22 protein-coding genes are annotated in these 21,389 nt (G+C 72.2%); 17 read left to right on the top strand and 5 right to left on the bottom strand.

Annotated elements, in window-relative coordinates:
* Positions 1-20 precede the first annotated feature (20 nt).
* Positions 21-647 carry a TetR family transcriptional regulator gene (locus ADL34_RS12390; RefSeq protein ID WP_062666519.1) on the bottom strand — a complete coding sequence of 209 codons (627 nt, stop codon included), beginning with the start codon at positions 645-647 and terminating at the stop codon, positions 21-23.
* A gap of 136 nt (positions 648-783) precedes the next feature.
* Here ADL34_RS12390 and ADL34_RS35620 point away from each other — a divergent pair, with 136 nt between their 5' ends.
* The 3 genes from ADL34_RS35620 to ADL34_RS12400 are packed head-to-tail and all read left to right on the top strand — an operon-like array spanning position 784 to position 2,497.
* Positions 784-936 carry a hypothetical protein gene (locus tag ADL34_RS35620; protein ID WP_107115600.1) on the top strand — a complete coding sequence of 51 codons (153 nt, stop codon included), beginning with the start codon at positions 784-786 and terminating at the stop codon, positions 934-936.
* 58 nt (positions 937-994) lie between these two features.
* Positions 995-1,273, top strand: a complete 279-nt coding sequence (locus ADL34_RS12395) for a hypothetical protein (protein ID WP_062666521.1) — start codon at positions 995-997, stop codon at positions 1,271-1,273.
* A gap of 54 nt (positions 1,274-1,327) precedes the next feature.
* On the top strand, positions 1,328-2,497 hold the full coding sequence (locus ADL34_RS12400; protein ID WP_062666808.1) for a cysteine desulfurase family protein: 1,170 nt from the start codon (positions 1,328-1,330) through the stop codon (positions 2,495-2,497).
* Between the two features lie 28 nt (positions 2,498-2,525).
* On the opposite strand, the gene ADL34_RS12405 is transcribed toward ADL34_RS12400, so the two are convergent.
* Positions 2,526-3,191, bottom strand: a complete 666-nt coding sequence (locus ADL34_RS12405; protein WP_062666524.1) for an N-acetylmuramoyl-L-alanine amidase — start codon at positions 3,189-3,191, stop codon at positions 2,526-2,528.
* Between the two features lie 60 nt (positions 3,192-3,251).
* Between ADL34_RS12405 and mnmA the strand changes: the two genes are divergently transcribed.
* Positions 3,252-4,388: a tRNA 2-thiouridine(34) synthase MnmA gene (gene mnmA / locus ADL34_RS12410; RefSeq protein WP_062666526.1), complete on the top strand. Its 1,137-nt coding sequence runs from the start codon at positions 3,252-3,254 to the stop codon at positions 4,386-4,388.
* 62 nt (positions 4,389-4,450) lie between these two features.
* On the opposite strand, the gene ADL34_RS12415 is transcribed toward mnmA, so the two are convergent.
* Positions 4,451-5,230, bottom strand: coding sequence for an alpha/beta fold hydrolase (locus tag ADL34_RS12415; RefSeq protein WP_062666527.1), 780 nt, complete (start codon positions 5,228-5,230; stop codon positions 4,451-4,453).
* A gap of 37 nt (positions 5,231-5,267) precedes the next feature.
* Complete coding sequence (locus tag ADL34_RS12420) at positions 5,268-5,591, bottom strand: DUF427 domain-containing protein (protein WP_062666530.1); 324 nt, start codon at positions 5,589-5,591, stop codon at positions 5,268-5,270.
* Positions 5,592-5,641: 50 nt separating this feature from the next.
* On the opposite strand from ADL34_RS12420, the gene ADL34_RS12425 reads away from it, so the two are divergent.
* The 9 genes from ADL34_RS12425 to gatB all read left to right on the top strand — a co-directional run bounded on the left by ADL34_RS12425 (position 5,642) and on the right by gatB (position 16,499).
* A complete protein-coding gene (locus tag ADL34_RS12425) occupies positions 5,642-6,181 on the top strand; it encodes a TIGR00730 family Rossman fold protein (protein WP_062666532.1) in 540 nt (179 codons plus the stop codon).
* Between the two features lie 26 nt (positions 6,182-6,207).
* The gene (locus ADL34_RS12430) at positions 6,208-6,897 is read left to right on the top strand and encodes an SDR family oxidoreductase (RefSeq protein ID WP_179199409.1); all 690 of its coding nucleotides are present in this window, start codon (positions 6,208-6,210) and stop codon (positions 6,895-6,897) included.
* 39 nt (positions 6,898-6,936) lie between these two features.
* Positions 6,937-7,944: a methionine synthase gene (locus tag ADL34_RS12435; protein WP_062666809.1), complete on the top strand. Its 1,008-nt coding sequence runs from the start codon at positions 6,937-6,939 to the stop codon at positions 7,942-7,944.
* A gap of 14 nt (positions 7,945-7,958) precedes the next feature.
* Positions 7,959-10,154, top strand: coding sequence for an NAD-dependent DNA ligase LigA (ligA, locus tag ADL34_RS12440; protein WP_062666536.1), 2,196 nt, complete (start codon positions 7,959-7,961; stop codon positions 10,152-10,154).
* 270 nt (positions 10,155-10,424) lie between these two features.
* Positions 10,425-12,632, top strand: a complete 2,208-nt coding sequence (locus ADL34_RS12445; RefSeq protein ID WP_062666537.1) for a putative bifunctional diguanylate cyclase/phosphodiesterase — start codon at positions 10,425-10,427, stop codon at positions 12,630-12,632.
* Between the two features lie 293 nt (positions 12,633-12,925).
* Entirely contained in the window at positions 12,926-13,222 is a 297-nt protein-coding gene (gatC, locus tag ADL34_RS12450; RefSeq protein ID WP_019754397.1) for an Asp-tRNA(Asn)/Glu-tRNA(Gln) amidotransferase subunit GatC, read from the top strand.
* A 5-nt stretch (positions 13,223-13,227) separates the two neighbouring features.
* Positions 13,228-14,730, top strand: a complete 1,503-nt coding sequence (gene gatA / locus ADL34_RS12455) for an Asp-tRNA(Asn)/Glu-tRNA(Gln) amidotransferase subunit GatA (protein ID WP_062666540.1) — start codon at positions 13,228-13,230, stop codon at positions 14,728-14,730.
* The gene (locus tag ADL34_RS12460; protein WP_062666542.1) at positions 14,727-14,969 is read left to right on the top strand and encodes a hypothetical protein; all 243 of its coding nucleotides are present in this window, start codon (positions 14,727-14,729) and stop codon (positions 14,967-14,969) included. Before gatA ends, ADL34_RS12460 begins: the two co-directional genes overlap by 4 nt.
* Positions 14,970-14,984: 15 nt before the next feature.
* Positions 14,985-16,499 carry an Asp-tRNA(Asn)/Glu-tRNA(Gln) amidotransferase subunit GatB gene (gene gatB, locus ADL34_RS12465; protein ID WP_062666544.1) on the top strand — a complete coding sequence of 505 codons (1,515 nt, stop codon included), beginning with the start codon at positions 14,985-14,987 and terminating at the stop codon, positions 16,497-16,499.
* 58 nt (positions 16,500-16,557) lie between these two features.
* Here gatB and ADL34_RS12470 read toward each other — a convergent pair whose 3' ends face one another.
* Complete coding sequence (locus tag ADL34_RS12470; RefSeq protein ID WP_062666546.1) at positions 16,558-17,346, bottom strand: SAM-dependent methyltransferase; 789 nt, start codon at positions 17,344-17,346, stop codon at positions 16,558-16,560.
* A 253-nt stretch (positions 17,347-17,599) separates the two neighbouring features.
* Here ADL34_RS12470 and ADL34_RS12475 point away from each other — a divergent pair, with 253 nt between their 5' ends.
* The 4 genes from ADL34_RS12475 to ADL34_RS12490 all read left to right on the top strand — a co-directional run bounded on the left by ADL34_RS12475 (position 17,600) and on the right by ADL34_RS12490 (position 21,352).
* Positions 17,600-19,828 (top strand): MMPL family transporter, encoded by a 2,229-nt coding sequence (locus ADL34_RS12475; protein WP_062666548.1) that lies wholly within the window; start codon positions 17,600-17,602, stop codon positions 19,826-19,828.
* Positions 19,806-20,381, top strand: a complete 576-nt coding sequence (locus ADL34_RS12480; protein ID WP_062666550.1) for a GNAT family N-acetyltransferase — start codon at positions 19,806-19,808, stop codon at positions 20,379-20,381. The genes ADL34_RS12475 and ADL34_RS12480 overlap by 23 nt, the downstream gene beginning before the upstream one ends.
* 35 nt (positions 20,382-20,416) lie before the next feature.
* A complete protein-coding gene (locus ADL34_RS12485; protein ID WP_062666552.1) occupies positions 20,417-20,959 on the top strand; it encodes a hypothetical protein in 543 nt (180 codons plus the stop codon).
* Positions 20,960-21,124: 165 nt separating this feature from the next.
* Entirely contained in the window at positions 21,125-21,352 is a 228-nt protein-coding gene (locus ADL34_RS12490) for a hypothetical protein (RefSeq protein ID WP_324610556.1), read from the top strand.
* Positions 21,353-21,389: the final 37 nt, after the last annotated feature.

The following is a 21,389-nucleotide window of genomic DNA, read 5'->3' on the forward strand; positions in this document are numbered from 1 at the left end:
TCGTCGTCGTCCGCCGCCGCTCAGTCCAGCCAGTGCTGCCGGCCGAGGGTGATCAGGCGCATCCGCCGGATCGCGTCCTCGGCGACCTGGCGGCGGGCGTCCTCGGGGCCCTCCAGGGCCTCCAGGAACAGCGAGGCCGTCACCAGCATCTGATCGACGTACAGATGCGCGAGCATGCGCAGGTCGTCCTCCTGCCAGCCCTCGGAGACGGGGTCCTGGGCCAGCGCGGCCTTCACCTCCTCGCCGAACAGGGCGAGCTGGTCCTGTATCGCTGCGCGCACCGGCTGCACCCCGCCGTGCCGCTCCCGGGCGATGAACCGCACATGGGCCGGATGCGTCTCCACATGGCCCGCGATCAGCTCGACCGCCCGCTCGATGCGCCGCTCGCTCTCGCCGTCCGGGGCGACGATGGTGCGGATCATCGGGTGCAGGCTGCCGAGTGCCTCCTCCACCAGGGCGACGCCCAGGTCGGAGGTGGAGCGGAAGTGCCGGTAGAAGGCGGTCGGTGCGACGCCCACGGCCCGGGTGACCTCGCGCAGACCCAGGCTGCTCAGGCTCTGGTCCTCCAGCAGCACCAACGCGGCGTCCAGGAGCGCCTGCCGGGTCTTCTGCTTCTGGGCCTGCCGTATGCCGAGGGTGTGACTCATGCCATGCAGTTAACAACTGTTCTCTGGAGTTGGGAAGTCGCGGGGCGGGGTACTCTGAAGTCAGTGAACAAGTGTAACCACAACTGTTCACCGAAATGAGAGAGATCGACACGTGATCTCGGAGGGGGATCCGACCATGCTGTTCCTCGTCGCAGCGCTCCTGCTGCTGGGCGTCCTGCTGGGCGCCGTCGCCCACGCGCCGCTCGCCTTCAGCGCCGTCGCCGCCGTCGTCATCGCCGCCTGGCTGGCCGTCTTCGCCGCCCGCGAGCGCCACGCCCGACGGAACTGACCCGGCCGTCACGGCACCGCCGACCGGTCCTTCCGACGACCCACAGGAGCTGACACCCATGCATCTCACCGCACCGGCCGCCGAACGGCCGCGCACCCGGACCCGCACCCGCGACGCCGACGGCATGGCCGTCGCGTCCTTCATCCTCGGCCTCCTGGGCCTCCTCGTCTTCAATGTCTTCCTCGGTCCGACCGCCGTCGTCCTGGCCGCGGTCAGCCTGTGGCGGGGCACCACCCGCAAGGGCCGCGCCTACCTGGGCATGGGCCTGGGCGTCGCCGACCTGCTGGTGCTGCTGGCCGTCATGCAGGTGGACGACACGCTGTCCTGGAGCTTCTGAGCGGGGGCCTTGACACGAGGCCGCACACCGGGGCCCCTTAGAATCGTGGCCACCATGGCTTACCTCGACCACGCCGCGACCACTCCGATGCTCCCGGAGGCGGCTGAGGCACTGACCGCCCAGCTGGGCGTCACCGGCAACGCCTCCTCCCTGCACGCATCCGGCCGCCGCGCGCGGCGCACCGTCGAGGAGGCCCGCGAGACCCTCGCGGACGCGCTCGGCGCCCGCCCCAGCGAGGTCGTGTTCACCTCCGGCGGCACCGAGGCCGACAACCTCGCGGTCAAGGGCCTGTACTGGTCCCGGCGCGACGCCGAACCGGCCCGCACCCGCGTCCTCGCCAGCCCCGTCGAGCACCACGCCGTCCTCGACGTCGTCCACTGGCTGGCCGAGCACGAGGGCGCCACCGTCGAGTACCTGCCCGTCGACACACATGGGCGGGTCCACCCGGACGCCCTGCGCAAGGCCATCGCCCGCAACCCCGACGACGTCGCCCTGGCCACCGTGATGTGGGCCAACAACGAGATCGGCACGATCATGCCGATCCGTGAACTGGCCGAGGTCGCCGCCGAGTTCGGCGTGCCGCTGCACTCCGACGCCGTCCAGGCCTTCGGTCAGGTCCCGGTCGACTTCGCCGCGTCCGGCCTCGCCGCGATGACGGTCTCCGGCCACAAGATCGGCGGTCCGTACGGCATCGGCGCGCTGCTCCTGGGCCGTGACCAGAGCCCCGTACCCGTCCTGCACGGTGGCGGCCAGGAGCGGCACGTCCGCTCCGGCACCCTCGACGTCCCCGCCATCGCCTCCTTCGCGGTCGCCGGTCGCCTCGCCGCCGAGCAGCACGCGTGGTTCGCCCGCGAGATCGGCGCCCTGCGCGACTCCCTCGTCGACGCCGTCCGTACGGCCGTCCCGGACGCGATCCTCGGCGGCGACCCCGAGCCCGGCGGGCGCCTGCCCGCCAACGCGCACTTCACCTTCCCCGGCTGCGAGGGCGACTCCCTGCTCCTGCTGCTGGACGCCCAGGGCATCGAGTGCTCCACCGGCTCCGCGTGCACCGCGGGCGTCGCCCAGCCCAGCCACGTCCTGCTGGCCACCGGCACCGACCCGGACCTGGCCCGCGGCACCCTGCGCTTCTCCCTCGGCCACACCTCCACGCAGGCCGACGTCGAGGCGGTCGCACGGGCCATCGGCCCGGCCGTGGAACGCGCCCGCGCGGCCGGCCTCACCTGAGGTCCCGGAGGCTGAGGAGCCAGGCGCCCTAGGCGGGCGCCGTGCGGGCCGCCCGCACCAGCTTCATGTACCGGTCCCAGTCCCAGTGCCGGCCGGGGTCGGTGTGGTCGGTCCCCGGCACCTCCACGTGCCCGATGATGTGCTCTCGGTCGACCGGGATGTCGTAGCGCGCGCATATGCGGGCCGTCAGCCTGGCCGACGCCTCGTACATGGCGTCCGTGAGGTCCTCGGGGCGCTCCACGAACCCCTCGTGCTCGATGCCGACGCTGCGCTCGTTGTAGGAGCGGTTGCCCGCGTGGTACGCCACGTCGAGCTCGCGGATCATCTGCGTGACGTGCCCGTCCTTGCGGACGATGTAGTGCGCGGCCGCCTTGTGCTCCGGGTCCTGGAACACCTTCACCGCGCTCGCGAAACTGCCCTGCGTGACATGGACGACCACCATGTCGATGCCGTAGTCCGCGGGCCGGTCCGCCCGCCGCCAGTTGGCCTCCGAGGCCGCCACCCACCGCGCCCCGGCGTAGTCGACCTCGCCCTCCTTGCGCGGCTTCTCCACGCCCGGCGTCCGCCACCACAGGCGGGTCAGCTCGTCACGGGCGAGGACGGCCGAGCCCGCCGCGGCCACCGCCCCGCCGATCAGCACCGCGCGGCGCCCGAGCTTGCGGTCGCCGTCCTTCGAAGCCTTCCCCTGTCCCATGTGCTCGTCAACGGATACCCGGGGGCCCTGGTTCCCGCGCCCCCGTACCCTGGAGGGGTTATGACAGACACCGCGCAGCCCTCCCGCCCCCTCCGCGTCCTCGCCGCCATGTCCGGCGGGGTCGACTCCGCCGTCGCCGCCGCCCGTGCGGCCGAGGCGGGGCACGACGTGACCGGCGTCCACCTCGCGCTCTCCGCGAACCCGCAGTCGTTCCGCACGGGCGCGCGGGGCTGTTGCACCATCGAGGACTCCCGCGACGCGCGCCGCGCCGCCGATGTCATCGGCATCCCGTTCTACGTGTGGGACCTCGCCGACCGCTTCCGCGAGGACGTCGTCGAGGACTTCGTCGCCGAGTACGAGGCCGGCCGCACCCCCAACCCCTGCCTGCGCTGCAACGAGAAGATCAAGTTCGCGGCGCTGCTCGACAAGGCGCTCGCCCTCGGCTTCGACGCGGTCTGCACCGGCCACTACGCCCAGGTGATCGTCCGCGAGGACGGCACCCGCGAGCTGCACCGCGCCTCCGACATGGCCAAGGACCAGAGCTACGTCCTCGGCGTGCTCGACGACCGGCAGCTCGCCCACGCGATGTTCCCGCTCGGCGACACGGTCACCACCAAGGACGAGATCCGCGCGGAGGCCGAGCGCCGGGGCCTCGCCGTCGCCAAGAAGCCCGACTCGCACGACATCTGCTTCATCGCCGACGGCGACACCCAGGGCTTTCTCGCCCGGCGGCTCGGCAAGGCGGAGGGCGACATCGTCGACGAGTCCGGCGCCAAGGTGGGCAGCCACGAGGGCGCGTACGGCTTCACCGTCGGCCAGCGCAAGGGGCTGCGCATCGGCACCCCGGCTCCCGACGGCAAGCCGCGCTACGTCCTGGACATCTCGCCGGTCGACAACACCGTCACCGTCGGCCCGGCCTCCGCCCTCGACGTCTCCGCCCTGACCGCGATCAAGCCCCGCTGGTGCGGCGCGGCCCCGTCCGGCCCCGGCACCTACACCGCCCAGCTGCGCGCCCACGGCGGCGAGACCGAGGTGACGGCGGAACTCGTCGACGGCTCCCTGGAGGTGTCCTTCACCGAGCCCGTGCGCGGTGTCGCCCCCGGCCAGGCGATCGTCCTGTACGACGGCACCCGCGTGGTGGGCTCGGCGACCATCGCGTCGACGGTCCGGGTGAAGGAGGCCACCCCGGCGGGCTGAGGCCCCGGCGGGCTGAGGCCCCGGCGCGCGAGCGGACCGCGAGCGCGCGTGCCCCGGGCCGGTCACTCCCCGAGGAACTCCGCCAGCACCGGCGCCAGCACCTCCGGCTCCACCATGTGGGACTGCCGCTCCAGCACCCGGTACGTCCCCTGGGGCGCCGTGTCCGCGACGATGCGGGCCGCCTCGCGCATCCAGTCGGGGCTCGCACCGCCCGCGAGCGACAGGAGCGGGGCCGTGATGGACGCCAGCCGCGCCTCCGGCACCAGTCCGTCGCCCATCACCGCGTCGTCGTAGGCCAGGCTCGGCGCGATCGACTCCATGCCGGGCCACATCGGGGACTGCCGGGCGCCCTGGATGATCCCCTCACCGAGCCCGGTGAGCCGAAGGAACAGCTCGACCGCGTCCCCGCGCCGGTCCTCGGCCAGCGCGCTCGTCAGCCGCTCGGTGTACTCCGCGCGCTCCTCGGCGCCGCCCTCGTAGACGGCGAACGGCACCTCGTACACGGCGATCCGGGGCACCGGCAGCCCGCTCGCCGCCGCCCGCAGCGCCAGCGCCCCGCCCGAGGAGACGCCGTACAGCGTCGCCTCGCCGCCGACGGCGTCGATCAGGGCCGCCAGGTCCTCGACCTCGCGTTCCACCGCGTACGGCTGCGTGTCACCGCTCCCGCCGCGTCCCCGGCGGTCGTAGACGACGGCCGTGCAGCGGTCCGCGAGCGCTTCCGCCAGGGGCGCCATCGTGTCCCCGGTGGACATCGCGCCGCTGACGAGGATCACCGGGGGTCCCTCGCCCCGGCTCGCGTAGGCGAGGGAGGTACCGTCGGCCGAAATGGTCTTCTTGTCCATGCCTGTGCAGATTGCCGTACGGCACGGAAGTAATCGCCTACGACACCTCGACTTCGTAGAAGCAGAGGTGGTCCTTGATCGCGGCCACGTCCGTCTTCGGGTCCGGGTACGCCCAGACCAGGTCCGCGGCGTCGCCGTGCGACCAGTAGGACGCGTCGCCCTTGAAGGGGCAGTGGGTGTGGGTGGCCGACGGGGTCAGCAGGTCCAGGCGGACGTCCTCCGGCGGGATGTAGTAGCGCACGGGACAGCCCGTCTCCCGCAGCACGAGCGGCCGGTCGCTCTCCGCCAGCACCTGGCCGTCGTGCACGACCCGTACGCGCCGGGTCCCCTGCTCGATCGTGATCGTGTGTCCAAGGGTCATGTGGGGACAGCGCGCGCGGGCGGCCCGTTCTTCCCGCGTACCGTGGGCCCATGCGTATCTGCGTCTTCCTCTCCGCCGCCGACCTCGACGACCGCTACACCGGCCCCGCGCGCGAGTTCGCGGAACTGCTGGGCAAGGGCGGCCACACGCTCGTCTGGGGCGGCTCCGACGTCGGGCTGATGAAGGTCGTCGCCGACGGGGTGCAGGAGGCGGGCGGCCGGCTCGTGGGGGTCTCGGTGGAGTTCCTGGCCGCCAAGGCGCGGCCCGGCGTCGACGAGATGGTGGTCGCCAAGGACCTCGCCGAGCGCAAGAGGCTGCTGCTGGAGAAGGCCGACGCCGTGGTGATCATGGTCGGCGGCACCGGCACCCTGGACGAGGCGACCGAGATCCTGGAGCTGAAGAAGCACGGCCACACCGAGATGCCGGTCGTCCTGCTCAACACCGCCGGGTTCTACGACGGCCTGAAGGAGCAGTTCCGGCGCATGGACGACGAGGGCTTCCTGCCCCGCCCGCTCACCGACCTGGTGTTCTTCGCCGAGGAGCCCGTGGGCGCCCTCGCCTACCTGGAGGAGAGCCAGGGCATCGCGTGATCCCGGCCGGTGCGAGCATGGCGGGTATGGCTACACATGTGATCACCGGAGCGGGCTCCGGAATCGGCGCGGCCGTCGCCCGCCGTCTGCACGCGCGCGGGGACGAACTCGTCCTGCACGCGCGCGACGCCGCCCGCGCGAAGGAGCTCGCGGCCCACTACCCGGGCGCGGCGACCCTGGTCGGCGACCTGGCGGACCCGGACCGCCTGTCCTGGGCCTTCTCCCACCAGTCGCTGCCGGACCGCGTGGACTCCCTGCTGCACATCGCCGGCGTCGTGGACCTGGGCCCGGTCGGCGACCTCACCCCCAAGACCTGGCGCCACCAGCTGAACGTCAACCTGATCGCCCCCGCCGAACTGACCCGGCACTTCCTGCCCCAGCTGCGCGCCGCCCGCGGGCACGTGCTGTTCGTGAACTCCGGCGCCGGGCTCACCGCCCACGCCGACTGGGGGGCGTACGCCGCCTCCAAGCACGGGCTGAAGGCCCTGGCGGACTCGCTGCGCGCCGAGGAGCACGGGAACGGAGTCCGGGTCACCTCGGTCTACCCGGGCCGCACGGCGAGCCCCATGCAGGCGAAGGTGCACCAGCAGGAGGGCAAGGAGTACGACCCCGCGCGCTGGATCGACCCCGAGTCGGTCGCCACGACGATCGTCATGGCCCTGGACCTGCCTCGGGACGCGGAGGTGAACGACCTGACGGTCCGCCCGGGCAGGTGACCGGCGCGGCGGCCGCGCCGCGTTGCATAGGCTTTGCGGGTGAGCAACAGCACTGACCACCTGTTCGGCGCGGCCACCGGCGTCGGTTCGCTGCCCGGCGGCGACGCCCGCGAGGCCGCGAAGACCGCCACCGGCTCCTTCGAGGACTTCCCGTTCCTGGCCGAACTGCCCGCCCGCGGGCCCGGCGCCGACATGATCGGGCGGACCGCCGGAATGCTCGTCGAGCTGTACGCGCGCGTGGAGCCCAGCGGGTGGCGGCTCGGCGACCGGCCCGGCCGGGACACCCGGCGGGCCCGGTCCTGGCTGGGCGAGGACCTCGACGCGCTGGAGGAGTTCACCCAGGGCTACGAGGGGCAGCTCAAGGTGCAGGCCGTGGGGCCCTGGACGCTCGCCGCCGCCATGGAGCTGCGCAACGGCGAGGCCGCGCTGTCCGATCCGGGCGCCTGCCGCGACCTCGCCGCCTCGCTCGCCGAGGGCCTGCGCGAGCATCTCGCGGAGGTACGGCGCCGGGTCCCCGGCGCCCGGGTCGTCCTCCAGCTCGACGAGCCGTCCCTGATCGCCGTGCTGCGCGGGCAGGTCAGGACCGCCAGCGGCTACCGCACGCACCGCGCCGTCGACCGGCAGGTCGTCGAGTCCACCCTGCGCGACGTCGTCGGGGTTCACGGCGAGGGCCCGGTCGTGGTGCACTCGTGCGCACCGGACGTCCCGTTCGCGCTGCTGCGCCGGGCGGGAGCGGCCGCCGTCTCCTTCGACCTCTCCCTCCTCACGGAGCGTGACGACGACGCGATCGGTGAGGCCGTGGAAGGCGGCACGCGGCTGTTCGCCGGTGTCGTCCCCGGCACGGACGGCCCGTTGTCAGACCCTGCCGGTAGCGTCATGGGTGTCAGGACGTTGTGGCGCAGGCTGGGGCTGTCACCGGGGCTTCTCGCGGAGACGGTCACGATCACGCCGTCGTGCGGACTCGCGGGCGCGTCCCCCGACTACGCGCGCAGGGCGCTGGCCCACTGCGTCCAGGCGGCGAGATCCCTCGCGGACAACCCAGAGTAACGGGAGGAAACACGGTGGCCGGCGACAAGCAGGCGGAGACGACGGCGGTGCCCGCCGAGGCCCGCGAAGAGCACGCGCAGCTGGCGGAGCAGGTCGAGGAGCACCGCTTCCGGTACTACGTGAAGGACGCTCCGGTCGTCAGCGACGCCGAGTTCGACACGCTGCTGAAGACGTTGGAGGCCCTGGAGGAGAAGTATCCGGAGCTGCGCACCCCGGACTCGCCGACCCAGAAGGTCGCGGGTTCGTACGCGACGGAGTTCACCGCGGTCGAGCACCGCGAGCGGATGCTGTCGCTGGACAACACCTTCAACGACGACGAGCTCGGCGCCTGGGTGGACCGCATCGCCCGCGAACTGGGCGAGCAGGAGTACCACTTCCTGTGCGAGCTGAAGGTCGACGGACTCGCCGTCAACCTCACCTACGAGAACGGCCGCCTCACCCGCGCGGCCACCCGCGGCGACGGCCGCACGGGCGAGGACATCACCCCGAACGTCCGCACCATCGCGGAGATCCCCGACCGCCTCGGAGGCGACGACGTCCCCGAGCTCGTCGAGATCCGCGGCGAGGTCTACTTCCCGATGGGCAAGTTCCTCGAACTCAACGAACGCCTGGTCGCCGCCGGCGACAAGCCCTTCGCCAACCCGCGCAACGCCGCCGCCGGTTCGCTGCGCCAGAAGGACCCGCGCGTCACCGCGACCCGCCCGCTGCACATGGTGGTCCACGGCATCGGGGCGCTGCGGGGCTTCTCGGGCATGACGCGGCTCTCCCAGGCCTACGACCTCCTGAAGACCTGGGGCCTGCCCACCTCCCCGCACAACCGCGTCGTCGACGACCTCCCGGGCATCAGGGAGTTCATCGCGTACTACGGCGAGAACCGCCACTCCGTCGAGCACGAGATCGACGGCGTCGTCGTCAAGCTGGACGAGATCCGGCTCCAGGGCCGCCTCGGCTCCACCGCGCGCGCCCCGCGCTGGGCCATCGCGTACAAGTACGCGCCGGAGGAGGTCAACACCAAGCTCATCGACATCAAGGTCGGCGTCGGCCGCACCGGCCGGGTCACCCCGTACGCGCAGGTCGAGCCGGTCACCGTCGCGGGCAGCGAGGTCGAGTTCGCGACCCTGCACAACCAGGAGGTCGTCAAGGCCAAGGGCGTCCTCATCGGGGACACCGTGGTCATCCGCAAGGCGGGGGACGTCATCCCGGAGATCCTCGGCCCGGTCGTCGACCTGCGGGACGGCAGCGAGCGGGAGTTCGTGATGCCGGGCGAGTGCCCCGAGTGCGGCACCCCGCTGCGGCCCATGAAGGAGGGCGACATCGACCTCCGCTGTCCCAACGCCCGTGCCTGCCCGGCCCAGTTGCGGGAGCGGGTCTCCTATCTCGCCGGCCGGGAGTGCCTGGACATCGAGCACTTCGGCGGGGTGGCCGCCGCCGCGCTCACCCGTCCGCTGGAGCCGGCCGACCCGCCGCTGGTCGACGAGGGCGACCTGTTCGACCTGACGGTCGAGAAGCTGCTGCCCATCAAGGCGTACGTCCTCGACGCCGACAGCGGCCTGCCCAAGCGCGACCCGAAGACGGGCGAGGAGAAGGTCGTCACGGTCTTCGCCAACCAGAAGGGCGAGCCGAAGAAGAACACTCTCGCTCTGCTGGCCAACATCGAGGCGGCCAAGCAGCGCCCGCTCGCGAGGTTCCTCAACGGCCTGTCCATCCGGCACGTCGGCCCCGTCGCGGCGCAGGCCCTCGCGCGCGAATTCCGCTCCGTCGACCGCATCGAACAGGCCACGGAGGAGGAGCTGGCGGCGACCGCCGGAGTCGGCCCGATCATCGCCGCGGCGCTCAAGGAGTGGTTCGCCGAGGAGTGGCACCGCGAGATCGTCCGCAAGTGGAAGGCGGCCGGAGTCCCTCTGGAGGAGCAGTCCTCCGGCGAGGACGAGGGCCCCCGTCCGCTGGAGGGCCTCACGGTCGTCGTCACCGGCACGCTGGAGAATCACACCCGGGACGGCGCCAAGGAGGCCCTGGAGAGCCGCGGCGCGAAGGTGACCGGTTCGGTGTCGAAGAAGACGTCCTTCGTCGTCGTGGGGGACAGCCCGGGGTCCAAGTACGACAAGGCGGTGCAGCTGAAGGTGCCGGTCCTGGACGAGGACGGCTTCGCCGTCCTGCTGGAACAGGGGCCGGAGGCGGCGGCCGAAGTTGCCCTGTCCACGGAGCAGTAACGGTTGAACCCGGCCCGATGGGCGCATATCAGATGCATACGGGTGGCTGGGGCGCATTCGGGCAACCGTCGACGACCGCTGCCCGTACACGCCTTCAGCGGCCTACTGTTGAGATGTGCGCCTGCCGTGCCCAGCTGCGGTCGGGGCATCCCTTCGCTCCGAGGAGCAAGGAAGGGCGAGGGGAAGGGTTTTCCAGCGCGGGGCCGTCGAGGGCAGTCGTCGGGTGACGGACCGCGTGGCGTGGGCACCGCCGGCTGTGAGAGGGACGGAATGGAACCGACCGAGAGTGCCGCCCCGCACTCACGGCTGCGCCGGACGGCCGGCGCATGGCGCGGGTGGGCGGCACGGACCGCGGATCGCCCGGGCGCGGGCACCGGGCGGGAGACCACGGACGGCGGCGCCCGGCGCGACGGCGGGCACGCCGCGGGGCCGGCCGACCCCGACCAGGAACGGCACGCTTCCTGGCCCGCGTTGCCCGCGTCGGTGGTCGCGGCCGCCGCCTTCGTCCTCGGAGCCGGCTTCTACCGGGCGTTCACCGGCGGGCACGCCCTCTTCCCGTCCGGCACCGTGGGCTGGTCCCTGGCCGTGCTGACCGGCATCATCGTCGGCCACCTGGTGGCCCTGGGCCGCGCCCGCTGGTGGGGCGGCACCGGCTCCGGCGCCGCCCTCACCCTCGCCGTGCTGCTGCTGTACGGCTGGGTGCCGGCCGGCATGGTCAGCCTCACGGTCGTCGTCCTGGTCGGTGTCGCCCGCCGGGGCCGCTGGCGCCAGGGCGTGCTGCACGGCGCGGTGGACATCCTCGGCATCGCGTCCGGTGCCCTGGTGCTGGCCGCGTTCGGCCGGATCCCGAGCGTCGAGAGACCCTGGAGCCCCGACACCTGGACGCTCTACACCGCGCCGGGCGTGGTGCTGGTCGCGGTCGCCTACCTCCTCGTCACCCGCGTGCTGCACTGGTATCTGCACGCCCCGCGCGGCGGACTGCCCACCGTCGCCCGCACCGCCCTGGTCAGACAGGGACTGGTCGCCGTCGCCCTGCTGGGCATCGCCCCGCTGGTGTGCGTGGTGGCCGTCGCCAAGCCGCTGCTGCTGCCGCTGTTCTCCATTCCGCTGATAGCCCTCGACTCCACCCTGTGGATGGCCAGGGCCCGGGCGGAGGAGCAGTTGCGCGATCCGCTGACCGGGCTGCCGAACCGGCAGTGGCTGCAGGAGCGGATCTGGACCGCGCTGGACGACGCCGAACGCATCGGCGCCCGCTCCGCGCTCATGCTGATCGACCTCGACCGGTTCCGGTCGGTGAACGACACCCTGGGGCATCTCGCCGGTGACCGGCTGCTGTTGCAGATAGCCGACCGGCTGCGGCTCGCCCTGCCGCGCGGAGCGGAGGCCGCGCGGCTCGGGGGAGACGAGTTCGCCGTCCTGCTCCCCGTCGCCGACTCCACCACGTCCGCGACCCGCGTCGCCCGCGGCCTCGTCTCGGCGCTCAGCTCACCGCTCGACCTGGACGGCCTCACCCTGGTGCTGGAGGCCAGCGCGGGCGTCGCCGTCTTCCCGGACCACGCGCTCGACGCCGAGGGGATGCTGCGCCGCGCGGACGTGGCGATGTACCAGGCGAAGAGGGACCGCACGGGCGTCGAGGTCTACGAGTCCAAACGGGACTCCAACACCCCGGACCGCCTCGGCCTCCTCGGCGACCTGCGCCGCGCCCTCGACGCGCACGAGGTCGAACTGCACTACCAGCCCAAGGTCCGCTTCGACGGACAGGTCGCCGGACTGGAGGCGCTGGTCCGCTGGGTGCACCCCGAGCGCGGGAGGGTGCCGCCCGACGAGTTCATAGCGATAGCCGAGTCCTCGGGGCTGATGCCGCACCTCACCGAGTACGTGCTGGAGACCGCGCTCGGCCAGGTGGCGCGGTGGCGCTCCCAGGGCCTGTTCGTGCCGGTCGCCGTCAACGTCTCCCCGCGCGACGTGCACACCCCCGGATTCGCCGGCTCCGTCGCCGCGCGCCTCGCCCGCCACGGCGTCCCGGCGGGTGCGCTCCAGCTGGAGATCACCGAGCACGTCCTGCTGGAGGACCCGACCCGCGCCGCCGACACCCTCGCCGCCCTCACCGGGCACGGCGTGAAGATGTCCCTCGACGACTTCGGCACCGGCTACTCCTCCCTGGTGCATCTGCGGCGGCTGCCGGTCAGCGAGCTGAAGATCGACCGCTCGTTCGTGGCCCGGCTCGCGGTGGACGCCGAGGACGCGGAGATCGTGCGCTGCACGGTCGACCTGGCGCACTCCCTCGGCCTGCTGGTCGTCGCCGAGGGCGTCGAGGACGACGAGACGTGGGAGCGGCTGCGCGATCTGCGCTGCGACGCCGTTCAGGGCTGGCTGGTGGCCGCCGCCATGCCCCCCGAGGAGACGACCGCCTGGCTGCGGGCGCGCGGCTCGCGCGGCTGGCAGCGCCCGAGGGCGGCGCTCCCGGCCGCCGAGTGACCCGGTGACGCCCTGAGCAGCTCCCGCGGGTGCCGCACGGAAACCGATGCACGGGCACGGCCCCCCGACCCATAGGATTGGGGGCTAGTCGTCACATGCCCGTCTGTCGCGCGACGCCCGGCACGCACGCTCGCCGCGTTGCCGAATCGCCCACGTGGCTCCGCCACGAGGGCGCTCCGGCGCCTTGCGATCGCACGCACCGGACGACGCGCGACCCGCCCTTCGGGCGGACGACGGGAATGTGACGACTAGCCCCCCGCCAAACCACACACACTCACCCAGAGGATCGCTGCATGCCTGGCATCACGCGCGAGGAGGTCGCCCACCTCGCCCGGCTGGCGCGTCTGGAGCTGAAGCCCGAAGAGCTCGACCACTTCGCGGGACAGCTGGACGACATCATCGGCGCGGTCGCCCGCGTCAGTGAGGTCGCCGACCAAGACGTACCGCCGACCTCGCACCCGCTCCCGCTGACGAACGTCATGCGCGAGGACGAGGTCCGTCCCTCGCTCACCCCCGAGCAGGCGCTCTCCGGCGCCCCGGCCCAGGAGCAGCAGCGTTTCAAGGTGCCGCAGATCCTGGGGGAGGACTAACCGCCATGACGGACAACGTCAACATCATCAAGCTCACCGCCGCCGAGACCGCCGCGAAGATCGCCTCCGGCGAGCTGACGGCCGTCGAGGTCACCGAGGCCCACCTGGCCCGGATCGAGGCCGTCGACGAGAAGGTGCACGCCTTCCTGTACGTCGACCGCGAGGGTGCCCTCGCGCAGGCCCGCGCCGTCGACGAGAAGCGGGAGCGCGGCGAGAAGCTGGGCCCGCTGGCCGGCGTCCCCCTCGCGCTGAAGGACATCTTCACCACCGAGGGCGTGCCCACGACCGTCGGCTCGAAGATCCTCGAGGGCTGGATCCCGCCGTACGACGCGACGCTCACCAAGCGGCTGAAGGCCGCCGACGTCGTCATCCTCGGCAAGACCAACATGGACGAGTTCGCCATGGGGTCCTCCACCGAGAACAGCGCCTACGGCCCGACCGGCAACCCCTGGGACCTCACCAAGATCCCCGGCGGCTCCGGCGGCGGCTCCTCCGCCGCGCTCGCCTCCTTCCAGGCGCCCCTCGCCATCGGCACGGACACCGGCGGCTCCATCCGCCAGCCGGCCGCCGTCACCGGCACGGTCGGCGTCAAGCCGACGTACGGCGCGGTGTCCCGGTACGGCATGGTCGCCTTCTCCAGCTCGCTGGACCAGGGCGGTCCCTGTGCCCGTACGGTCCTCGACGCGGCCCTGCTGCACGAGGTCATCGCCGGGCACGACCCGATGGACTCCACCTCCATCGACGCCCCCGTCCCGCCGGTCGTCGAGGCCGCCCGCAACGGCAGCGTGCGGGGCATGCGCGTCGGCGTGGTCAAGCAGTTCCGCGGCGAGGGCTACCAGGCCGGCGTCATCCAGCGCTTCGACGAGTCCGTCGAACTGCTGAAGGAACTCGGCGCCGAGATCGTCGAACTGGACTGCCCGTCCTTCGACCTGGCGCTGTCGGCGTACTACCTGATCGCGCCCTCGGAGTGCTCCTCCAACCTCGCCCGCTTCGACGGCCTGCGCTACGGCCTGCGGACCGGCGACGACGGCACGCACTCCGCCGAGGAGGTCACCTCGCTGACCCGTGAGGCGGGCTTCGGCCCCGAGGTGAAGCGCCGCATCATGCTCGGCACGTACGCCCTGTCGAGCGGCTACTACGACGCGTACTACGGCTCCGCCCAGAAGGTCCGCACGCTCATCACGCGCGACTTCGAGAAGGCCTTCGAGCAGGTCGACGTGATCGTCTCGCCGACGACGCCGACCACCGCCTTCCCGATCGGCGAGCGCGCCGACGACCCGATGGCGATGTACCTCGCCGACCTGTGCACCATCCCGACGAACCTCGCGGGCAACGCCGCCATGTCGCTGCCCTGCGGTCTGGCCCCGGAGGACAACCTCCCGGTCGGCCTGCAGATCATCGCCCCGGCACTGAAGGACGACCGGCTCTACAAGGTCGGTGCGGCCGTCGAGGCGGCCTTCGTGGAAAGGTGGGGCCACCCGCTGATCGAGGAGGCTCCGTCGCTGTGAGCAAGGCAATGTCGAAGGCCAAGGGCTTCAAGAAGTCGAAGTCCGGTCTGTACCTGTCCATGGCCACCACCGCGTTCGGTGCGGTCAACGTCGTCAAGCAGGCCAAGAAGGCCCGCGGGGAGAGCGACACGCTGCGTCTGATCGACGCCGCCGTCTCCGCCACCGCGATCGTCACCGGCCTCGCCATCCTCTACCGCGAGCTGAAGCGGCTGGGCGACGACGACGTCCTGCTGGGCTGAGAGGGAAGTTTCACCGTGACCACCACGACCGACCTGGTGTCGTACGAGGACGCACTCGCGTCGTACGACCCCGTCATGGGCCTCGAGGTCCATGTCGAACTCGGCACCAAGACCAAGATGTTCTGCGGTTGCTCGACCGCGCTCGGCCAGGACGCCAACACGCAGACCTGCCCGGTCTGCCTCGGCCTGCCGGGCGCGCTCCCGGTCGTCAACGCGACCGGTGTCGAGTCCGCCATCAAGATCGGCCTCGCGCTGAACTGCGAGATCGCCGAATGGTGCCGTTTCGCCCGGAAGAACTACTTCTATCCGGACATGCCGAAGAACTTCCAGACCTCTCAGTACGACGAGCCGATCGCCTTCAACGGCTACCTCGACGTGCAGCTGGAGGACGGGGAGACCTTCCGCGTCGAGATCGAGCGCGCCCACATGGAGGAGGACACCGGCAAGTCGACGCACGTCGGCGGCGCCACCGGCCGTATCCACGGCGCGTCCCACTCCCTGCTGGACTACAACCGCGCCGGCATCCCGCTCATCGAGATCGTCACCAAGCCGATCGAGGGCGCCGGCGAGCGCGCCCCCGAGGTCGCCAAGGCGTACGTGCGTGAGCTGCGCGAGGTCATCAGGGCGCTCGGCGTCTCCGAGGCCCGTATGGAGATGGGCCAGATGCGCTGCGACGTGAACCTGTCGCTGCGCCCGCACGGCACCGAGAAGTTCGGCACCCGCTCGGAGACGAAGAACGTCAACTCGCTGCGGTCCGTGGAGCGCGCGGCCCGTTTCGAGATCCAGCGGCACGCGGCCGTGCTGTCGTCCGGCGGCACGATCGTGCAGGAGACCCGGCACTTCCACGAGGACACGGGGTCGACGACCTCGGGCCGCGTGAAGGAGGAGGCCGAGGACTACCGGTACTTCCCCGAGCCGGACCTGGTGCCGGTCGCCCCCTCGCGCGAGTGGGTCGAGAAGATCCGGGCGGCCCTGCCCGAACTCCCGCTGGCCCGCCGCACCCGGCTGCTGGCCGAGTGGGGCGTCTCCGCCACCGACATGCAGGCGATCCTCAACGCCGGCGCGCTGGACCTGATCGTCGCCACGATCGACGCCGGTGCCGACGCGGCCTCCGCCCGCAAGTGGTGGATGGGCGAGCTGGCCCGCAGCGCCAACGAGTCCGGCAAGGCGCTCGACGAGCTCTCCATCACCCCCGAGCAGGTCGCCCGGGTCACCGAGCTCGTCGCCAAGGGCGACCTGAACGACAAGCTCGCGCGTCAGGTCATCGAGGGCGTCCTCGCGGGCGAGGGCACCCCGGACGAGGTCGTCGACAAGCGCGGTCTGAAGGTCGTCTCCGACGAGGGCGCCCTGACGACCGCCGTCGAGGAGGCCATCGCCGGCAACCCGGGCATCGCGGACAAGATCCGCGGTGGCAAGGTCGCCGCCGCCGGCGCCCTGGTCGGCGCGGTCATGAAGGCCACCCGCGGTCAGGCCGACGCGGCCCGCGTCAAGGAGCTGATCCTGGAGAAGCTGGGCGTCACCGAGGGCTGAGCCCGCGGCAGGACACCCCGAGGGGGACGCACCGGCATCCGGTGCGTCCCCCTCGTCGTCACAGGCGGCGCCCCACCACACGGACGAAGCCCAGCGTGCGCCCTTCGTCCCGGCGCACCATCTCGGCGACCTGGCGGGCCATCGTGCGGTGGAACTCCTCGGGGCTCTCCTCGGCAACCACCTCGCACCACAGCAGCCAGTCCCGCCAGCCGTCGTCCAGCCAGTCGGCGGCCTCGACCTCCACGGCACCGCTGCGGGTCCAGTGGCGCCGCCACCAGGCCGCGCTGTGGAAGCACCAGTACGCGGGCTCCCAGTACGGCCGCAGGTGCTCCGGCGGCTCCACGCCGTCCAGCTCCTCGCGCAGCGCGGGGACGACGACGCCGATCCGTCCGCCGGGACGCAGCAGCCGGGTCAGGGTGGGCAGGTAGAGATCGTCGGTGCCGAAGTACTGGTAGGCGTCGACGCTCACGATCGTGTCGAAGCAGCCGTCGGCGAACGGCAGGTCGTGCGCCTCGGCCTTGACGGGCAGCACCCGGTCGGCGAAACCGGCCTCGGCGACGCGGCGCGCGTTGTCGCCGGGCTCGATCCACAAGTCGGCGGCGGTGACCTGAGCGCCGTACTCCCTGGCCAGGAAGACGGAGGTCATGGCCCGGCCGCAGCCCAGGTCGAGGACGCGGGCGTCCGGGCGCAGGGCGTCCAGGCCGAGGGCGGGCGCCAGCCACTCCAGCAGCCAGAGGGCGTTCGGCCCCATCTGGTTGTCGACGACCCAGCGGGGGTCGTAGTGGTTCGCGCGGGTGTAGCGGGGGTGGGTCAACCGTTCGGTGAGGTGCTCGCTCGAGGGGTCCATGTATTCCTGTCCAGAGAAGTTCCCGGTGTGCCAGGGCGATTCTGTGAGAGGCACCACCTGCGACGACACAATCGCCGTTACTGTGCTGTGACCTTCCTCCCATTGCTGTGAACAACCCCACGATCGCGGCAAACGATCATTTTCAACTGCAAGAGTTGCTTCACATCGCTCATGCGTTCTTTGCGGGCTGTTCACTCCATGAACGACTGTTCCCGGTCAAAGATCCACACATCGTCCCCCTGGGAGCACGTCCGTGGCAGCTCTTGCACGCTGGTGTGTCCAACGCCGCCTCGTCACCGTACTGCTCTGGCTTCTCGCCTTCGGCGGGGTGACCGCGGCCGCCGCCGTCACGGGCTCCGCGTACTCCAACGACTACGAGGTCCCCGGCACCGAGTCGGGCCGCGCCACCCAGCTGCTGCAGGAGGGCTTCCCCGGCCTCGGCGGCGACACCGACAGCATCGTCTGGCACACCACGTCCGGCACCGTCCGCGCCGGCGCCGTCGAACAGACCATGACCCGCACCCTGGACGACATCGCGCACCTGCCCGGCGTCGCGTCCGTGGACGGCCCCTACGGCAAGCAGGGCGCCGCCCGGATCAGCGAGGACGGGCACACCGCCTACGCCACCGTCACCTTCGACGACGGCGCCGAACACCTCGACGCGGGCGAGGCCCGCGCCGTCGTGGACACCGCGAAGGCCGCGGAGACCGACGGACTCCAGGTCGAACTCGGCGGGTCCGCCGTCGCCCTCACCGAGTCACCGGGCGGGCACACCGCCGAGATCGTCGGCGTGGCCGTCGCCGCCGTCGTGCTCTTCCTCGCCTTCGGCTCGCTCGCCGCCTCGCTGCTGCCCATCGCCACCGCCCTGGTGAGCGTCGGCACCGCCTACGCGGGGATCGCCCTCCTCGGGCACGCCATGACGGTCGCCGACTTCGCCCCCATGCTCGGCATGCTCGTCGGGCTCGGCGTCGGCATCGACTACGCCCTGTTCATCGTCACCAGACACCGCCGCGGCCTCAAACGCGGCCTGCCCGTGACCGAGTCGATCACCAACGCGGTGGCCACCACCGGGCGCGCGGTGGTGTTCGCGGGTGCCACGGTGTGCATAGCCCTGCTCGGCATGCTGATCCTGCGGCTGAGCTTCCTCAACGGCGTGGCGATCGCCGCCTCCCTGACCGTCGTCCTCACCGTCGCGGCCTCCGTGACCCTGCTGCCCGCGCTGCTGTCCCTCATCGGCATGCGCGCCCTCAGCCGCCGCGAGCGGCGCCGGCTGGCCGAGCACGGCCCCCAGCCCGAACTGCCCACCGGGCTCGCCGCCCGCTGGTCCGCCTTCGTGGAACGCCACCCCAAGGCGCTCGGCGCGCTCGCCCTCGCCGTCATCGCCGTCCTCGCCCTGCCCACCCTGGGGCTGCGCCTCGGCACCTCCGACCAGGGCAACAACCCGGCCGGCTCCACCACCCGCCAGGCCTACGACCTCCTCGCCGACGGCTTCGGACCCGGCGTCAACGGGCCGCTCACCCTCGTCACCGAGGTCGGCGGCGCCGAGGACAAGCTCGCCCTGGACAACCTCGACGCCACCCTGCGCGCCACCGAGGGCGTCGCCGCGGTGACCCCGGTGACGTACAACGCGCGCAGCGACACCGCCTATCTCACCGTGGTCCCCGAGTCGTCGCCGCAGTCCCACCGCACCAGCGACCTCGTGGACAGGCTGCGCGACGACGTCCTGCCACGCGCCGAGACCGGCACCTCCCTGGACGTGCAGGTCGGCGGGATGACGGCCGGTTACGACGACTTCGCCGACGTGATCGTCGGCAAGCTCCCCCTCTTCGTCGGCGCCGTCATCGGCCTCGGCTGTCTGCTGCTCCTGTTCGCCTTCCGGTCCGTCGGCATCCCGCTGAAGGCCGCCGTGATGAACGTGGCCGCCGTGGCCGCCGCCTTCGGTGTCGTCGTCACCGTGTTCCAGTGGGGCTGGGGGAGCGAGCTGCTGGGACTGGGCCGGGCCGGGCCGATCGAGCCCTTCCTCCCCGTGATCATGGTGTCCGTGCTCTTCGGGCTCTCCATGGACTACCAGGTCTTCCTGGTCAGCCGGATGTACGAGGAGTGGCTGGAGACCGGCGACAACCGGCGGGCCGTCCGCGTGGGCCTCGCCGAGACCAGCCGGGTGATCAACTCCGCCGCGGTCATCATGATCTCCGTGTTCCTCGCCTTCGTCCTCAGCGGCGACCGCGTGATCGCCATGTTCGGCATCGCCCTGGCGGCCGCCGTCGCCCTGGACGCGTTCGTGCTGCGCACCCTCCTCGTCCCCGCCCTCATGCACCTCCTCGGCGGCGCCAACTGGTGGCTGCCGCGCTGGCTCGACCGGCGCATGCCCCGCATCAGCATCGAGCCGCCCGAGTGCCGGGCCGCCCATGAGAGGCTCACCGACGTCGTGGCGGAACTCGAGAAGGAGCAGAGGGACGATGTACGCGATATCCCTGGGTGACGACGGAGCCGAGCTGAGGCCGCTGGAACCGTGGCACGCCGACGAGTTCCTGGCCCACCTGGAGCGCGGCCGGGAGTTCATCGGACGGTTCATCCCGTTCGGCTCGACCGCCACCGACCCGGCGTCCGCCCGCGCGACGCTCCAGCGGTACGCCGACCTGCGCGCCGCGGACAGTGCCTCGTACCACGGCATCTGGCTGGACGGGAAGCTCGTCGGCGGTGTCCTCACGCTGCACTTCGACGCCGCGGCCGGCACCTGCGAGGTCGGGTGCTGGCTGGAGCCCGCCGCGACCGGGCGCGGCCTCGTCACCCGCGCCATGCGGGTGCTCATCGACTGGGCCGTCGAGGAACGCGGCATCCACCGCGTCGAATGGGTCGCCGCCGCCGGCAACACCGCCAGCCTGGACGTCGCCCGCCGCCTCGGCATGACCCGGGACGGCGTCCGCCGTGAGGCCCACCTCTATGGTGGGATGCGCCACGACCTGGAGATCTGGTCGATCCTCGCCCCGGAGTGGCGCGAAGCACGCGTGCGTACCGCGCACAGCGATCATTAAGACACCTCTCAGGAAGCGTCCGTACGGTGCCAGACATGGGAACGAAGACAGTGGACGAGACCGTGGCCGCGGCCAAGACCGACGACGAGACCGTGGACGCCACCGAGGCGGCCGAGGCCCAGGCCGACGCCGTCGCCGGTGACGAGCCCGAGGAGGTGGCCGCCGAGGCGACGGAAGCGGCGCCCTCCTTCGTCGGCCAGGGCGCCGCCGCGGTGGTCTCCGCCGCGCTCGGCCTCGTGTCCCTGACCGGCGGCTGGATCGGCACGGTCGCCGCCGCCCGCGAGACGCTCATCGGCCAGCTGGAGACGTCGTCCCAGGCGAACGTGGCCACGCAGATCAAGGCGGTCTACGGGAACGCCTGGCAGACCTCCGCGCTGGTGGCCGGCCTGTTCGCGGTGGTCGCACTGGTCGTCGGCGTCGTGGTGCTCGCCCGGCCCGCGTTCGGGGCCCCCGGCCGGCCGCAGCCCGCCTGGATCAAGTCGGTCGCCTGGGGCGGTGTCGCCCTCGGCGTGATCGGCCTGCTCCTGGCCGTCCTCAAGTACACCGACGCGCTGCTCGGCCTGCCCTCGGCGGGCTGAGTCACCGCGGATCGAAGGGGCCTCAGGGGCCGCCGTAAGCACCTTAGACGGCGCCCTGAGGCCCCTTCGCCATGTCTAAGGCACCCGCAGGCCCGGCAAGATGCGGAACTCTCCCGATGTGGCGGACCCCCCTGGGAGACGAAGGTGGAGACATCGCAGAAAGCGATGACAGCCGGGATCCACCAGGGGGAGACCACCATGTTCGACCACGAGATGCACCACCTCCGCACCGACGATCTGATCCGCCAGGCCGAGCACGAGCGCCTGGTCCGCGAGGCCGTCCGGGTCCGCCGCGCCGAGCGGCGCGCCGCCCGGCGCCCCGCACGGAACGCGGAGGACACGCCCTCGCATACCGCCCACCCCGGCCACCGGCGAGCCGCACGCCCCGCGTGAGGCCGCCGGAGGCCGGGCCCGGGCCCGGCACCGGGAA

It is taken from the genome of Streptomyces sp. NRRL WC-3605 (assembly GCF_001509795.1).
Lineage (GTDB): Bacteria > Actinomycetota > Actinomycetes > Streptomycetales > Streptomycetaceae > Streptomyces > Streptomyces viridochromogenes.

Coding starts and splice junctions, on each gene's coding strand:
- ADL34_RS12400 (WP_062666808.1), top strand. CDS start 1,328: ATGGCTTACCTCGACCACGCCGCGACCACTCCGATGCTCCCGGAGGCG.
- ADL34_RS12445 (WP_062666537.1), top strand. CDS start 10,425: ATGGAACCGACCGAGAGTGCCGCCCCGCACTCACGGCTGCGCCGGACG.
- gatC (WP_019754397.1), top strand. CDS start 12,926: ATGCCTGGCATCACGCGCGAGGAGGTCGCCCACCTCGCCCGGCTGGCG.
- ADL34_RS12415 (WP_062666527.1), bottom strand. CDS start 5,230: ATGGACAAGAAGACCATTTCGGCCGACGGTACCTCCCTCGCCTACGCG.
- ADL34_RS12425 (WP_062666532.1), top strand. CDS start 5,642: ATGCGTATCTGCGTCTTCCTCTCCGCCGCCGACCTCGACGACCGCTAC.
- gatA (WP_062666540.1), top strand. CDS start 13,228: ATGACGGACAACGTCAACATCATCAAGCTCACCGCCGCCGAGACCGCC.
- ADL34_RS12430 (WP_179199409.1), top strand. CDS start 6,208: ATGGCTACACATGTGATCACCGGAGCGGGCTCCGGAATCGGCGCGGCC.
- ADL34_RS12390 (WP_062666519.1), bottom strand. CDS start 647: ATGAGTCACACCCTCGGCATACGGCAGGCCCAGAAGCAGAAGACCCGG.
- ADL34_RS12490 (WP_324610556.1), top strand. CDS start 21,125: ATGACAGCCGGGATCCACCAGGGGGAGACCACCATGTTCGACCACGAG.
- mnmA (WP_062666526.1), top strand. CDS start 3,252: ATGACAGACACCGCGCAGCCCTCCCGCCCCCTCCGCGTCCTCGCCGCC.
- ADL34_RS12420 (WP_062666530.1), bottom strand. CDS start 5,591: ATGACCCTTGGACACACGATCACGATCGAGCAGGGGACCCGGCGCGTA.
- ADL34_RS12405 (WP_062666524.1), bottom strand. CDS start 3,191: ATGGGACAGGGGAAGGCTTCGAAGGACGGCGACCGCAAGCTCGGGCGC.
- ADL34_RS12480 (WP_062666550.1), top strand. CDS start 19,806: ATGTACGCGATATCCCTGGGTGACGACGGAGCCGAGCTGAGGCCGCTG.
- ADL34_RS12470 (WP_062666546.1), bottom strand. CDS start 17,346: ATGGACCCCTCGAGCGAGCACCTCACCGAACGGTTGACCCACCCCCGC.
- ADL34_RS35620 (WP_107115600.1), top strand. CDS start 784: ATGCTGTTCCTCGTCGCAGCGCTCCTGCTGCTGGGCGTCCTGCTGGGC.
- ADL34_RS12485 (WP_062666552.1), top strand. CDS start 20,417: ATGGGAACGAAGACAGTGGACGAGACCGTGGCCGCGGCCAAGACCGAC.
- ADL34_RS12395 (WP_062666521.1), top strand. CDS start 995: ATGCATCTCACCGCACCGGCCGCCGAACGGCCGCGCACCCGGACCCGC.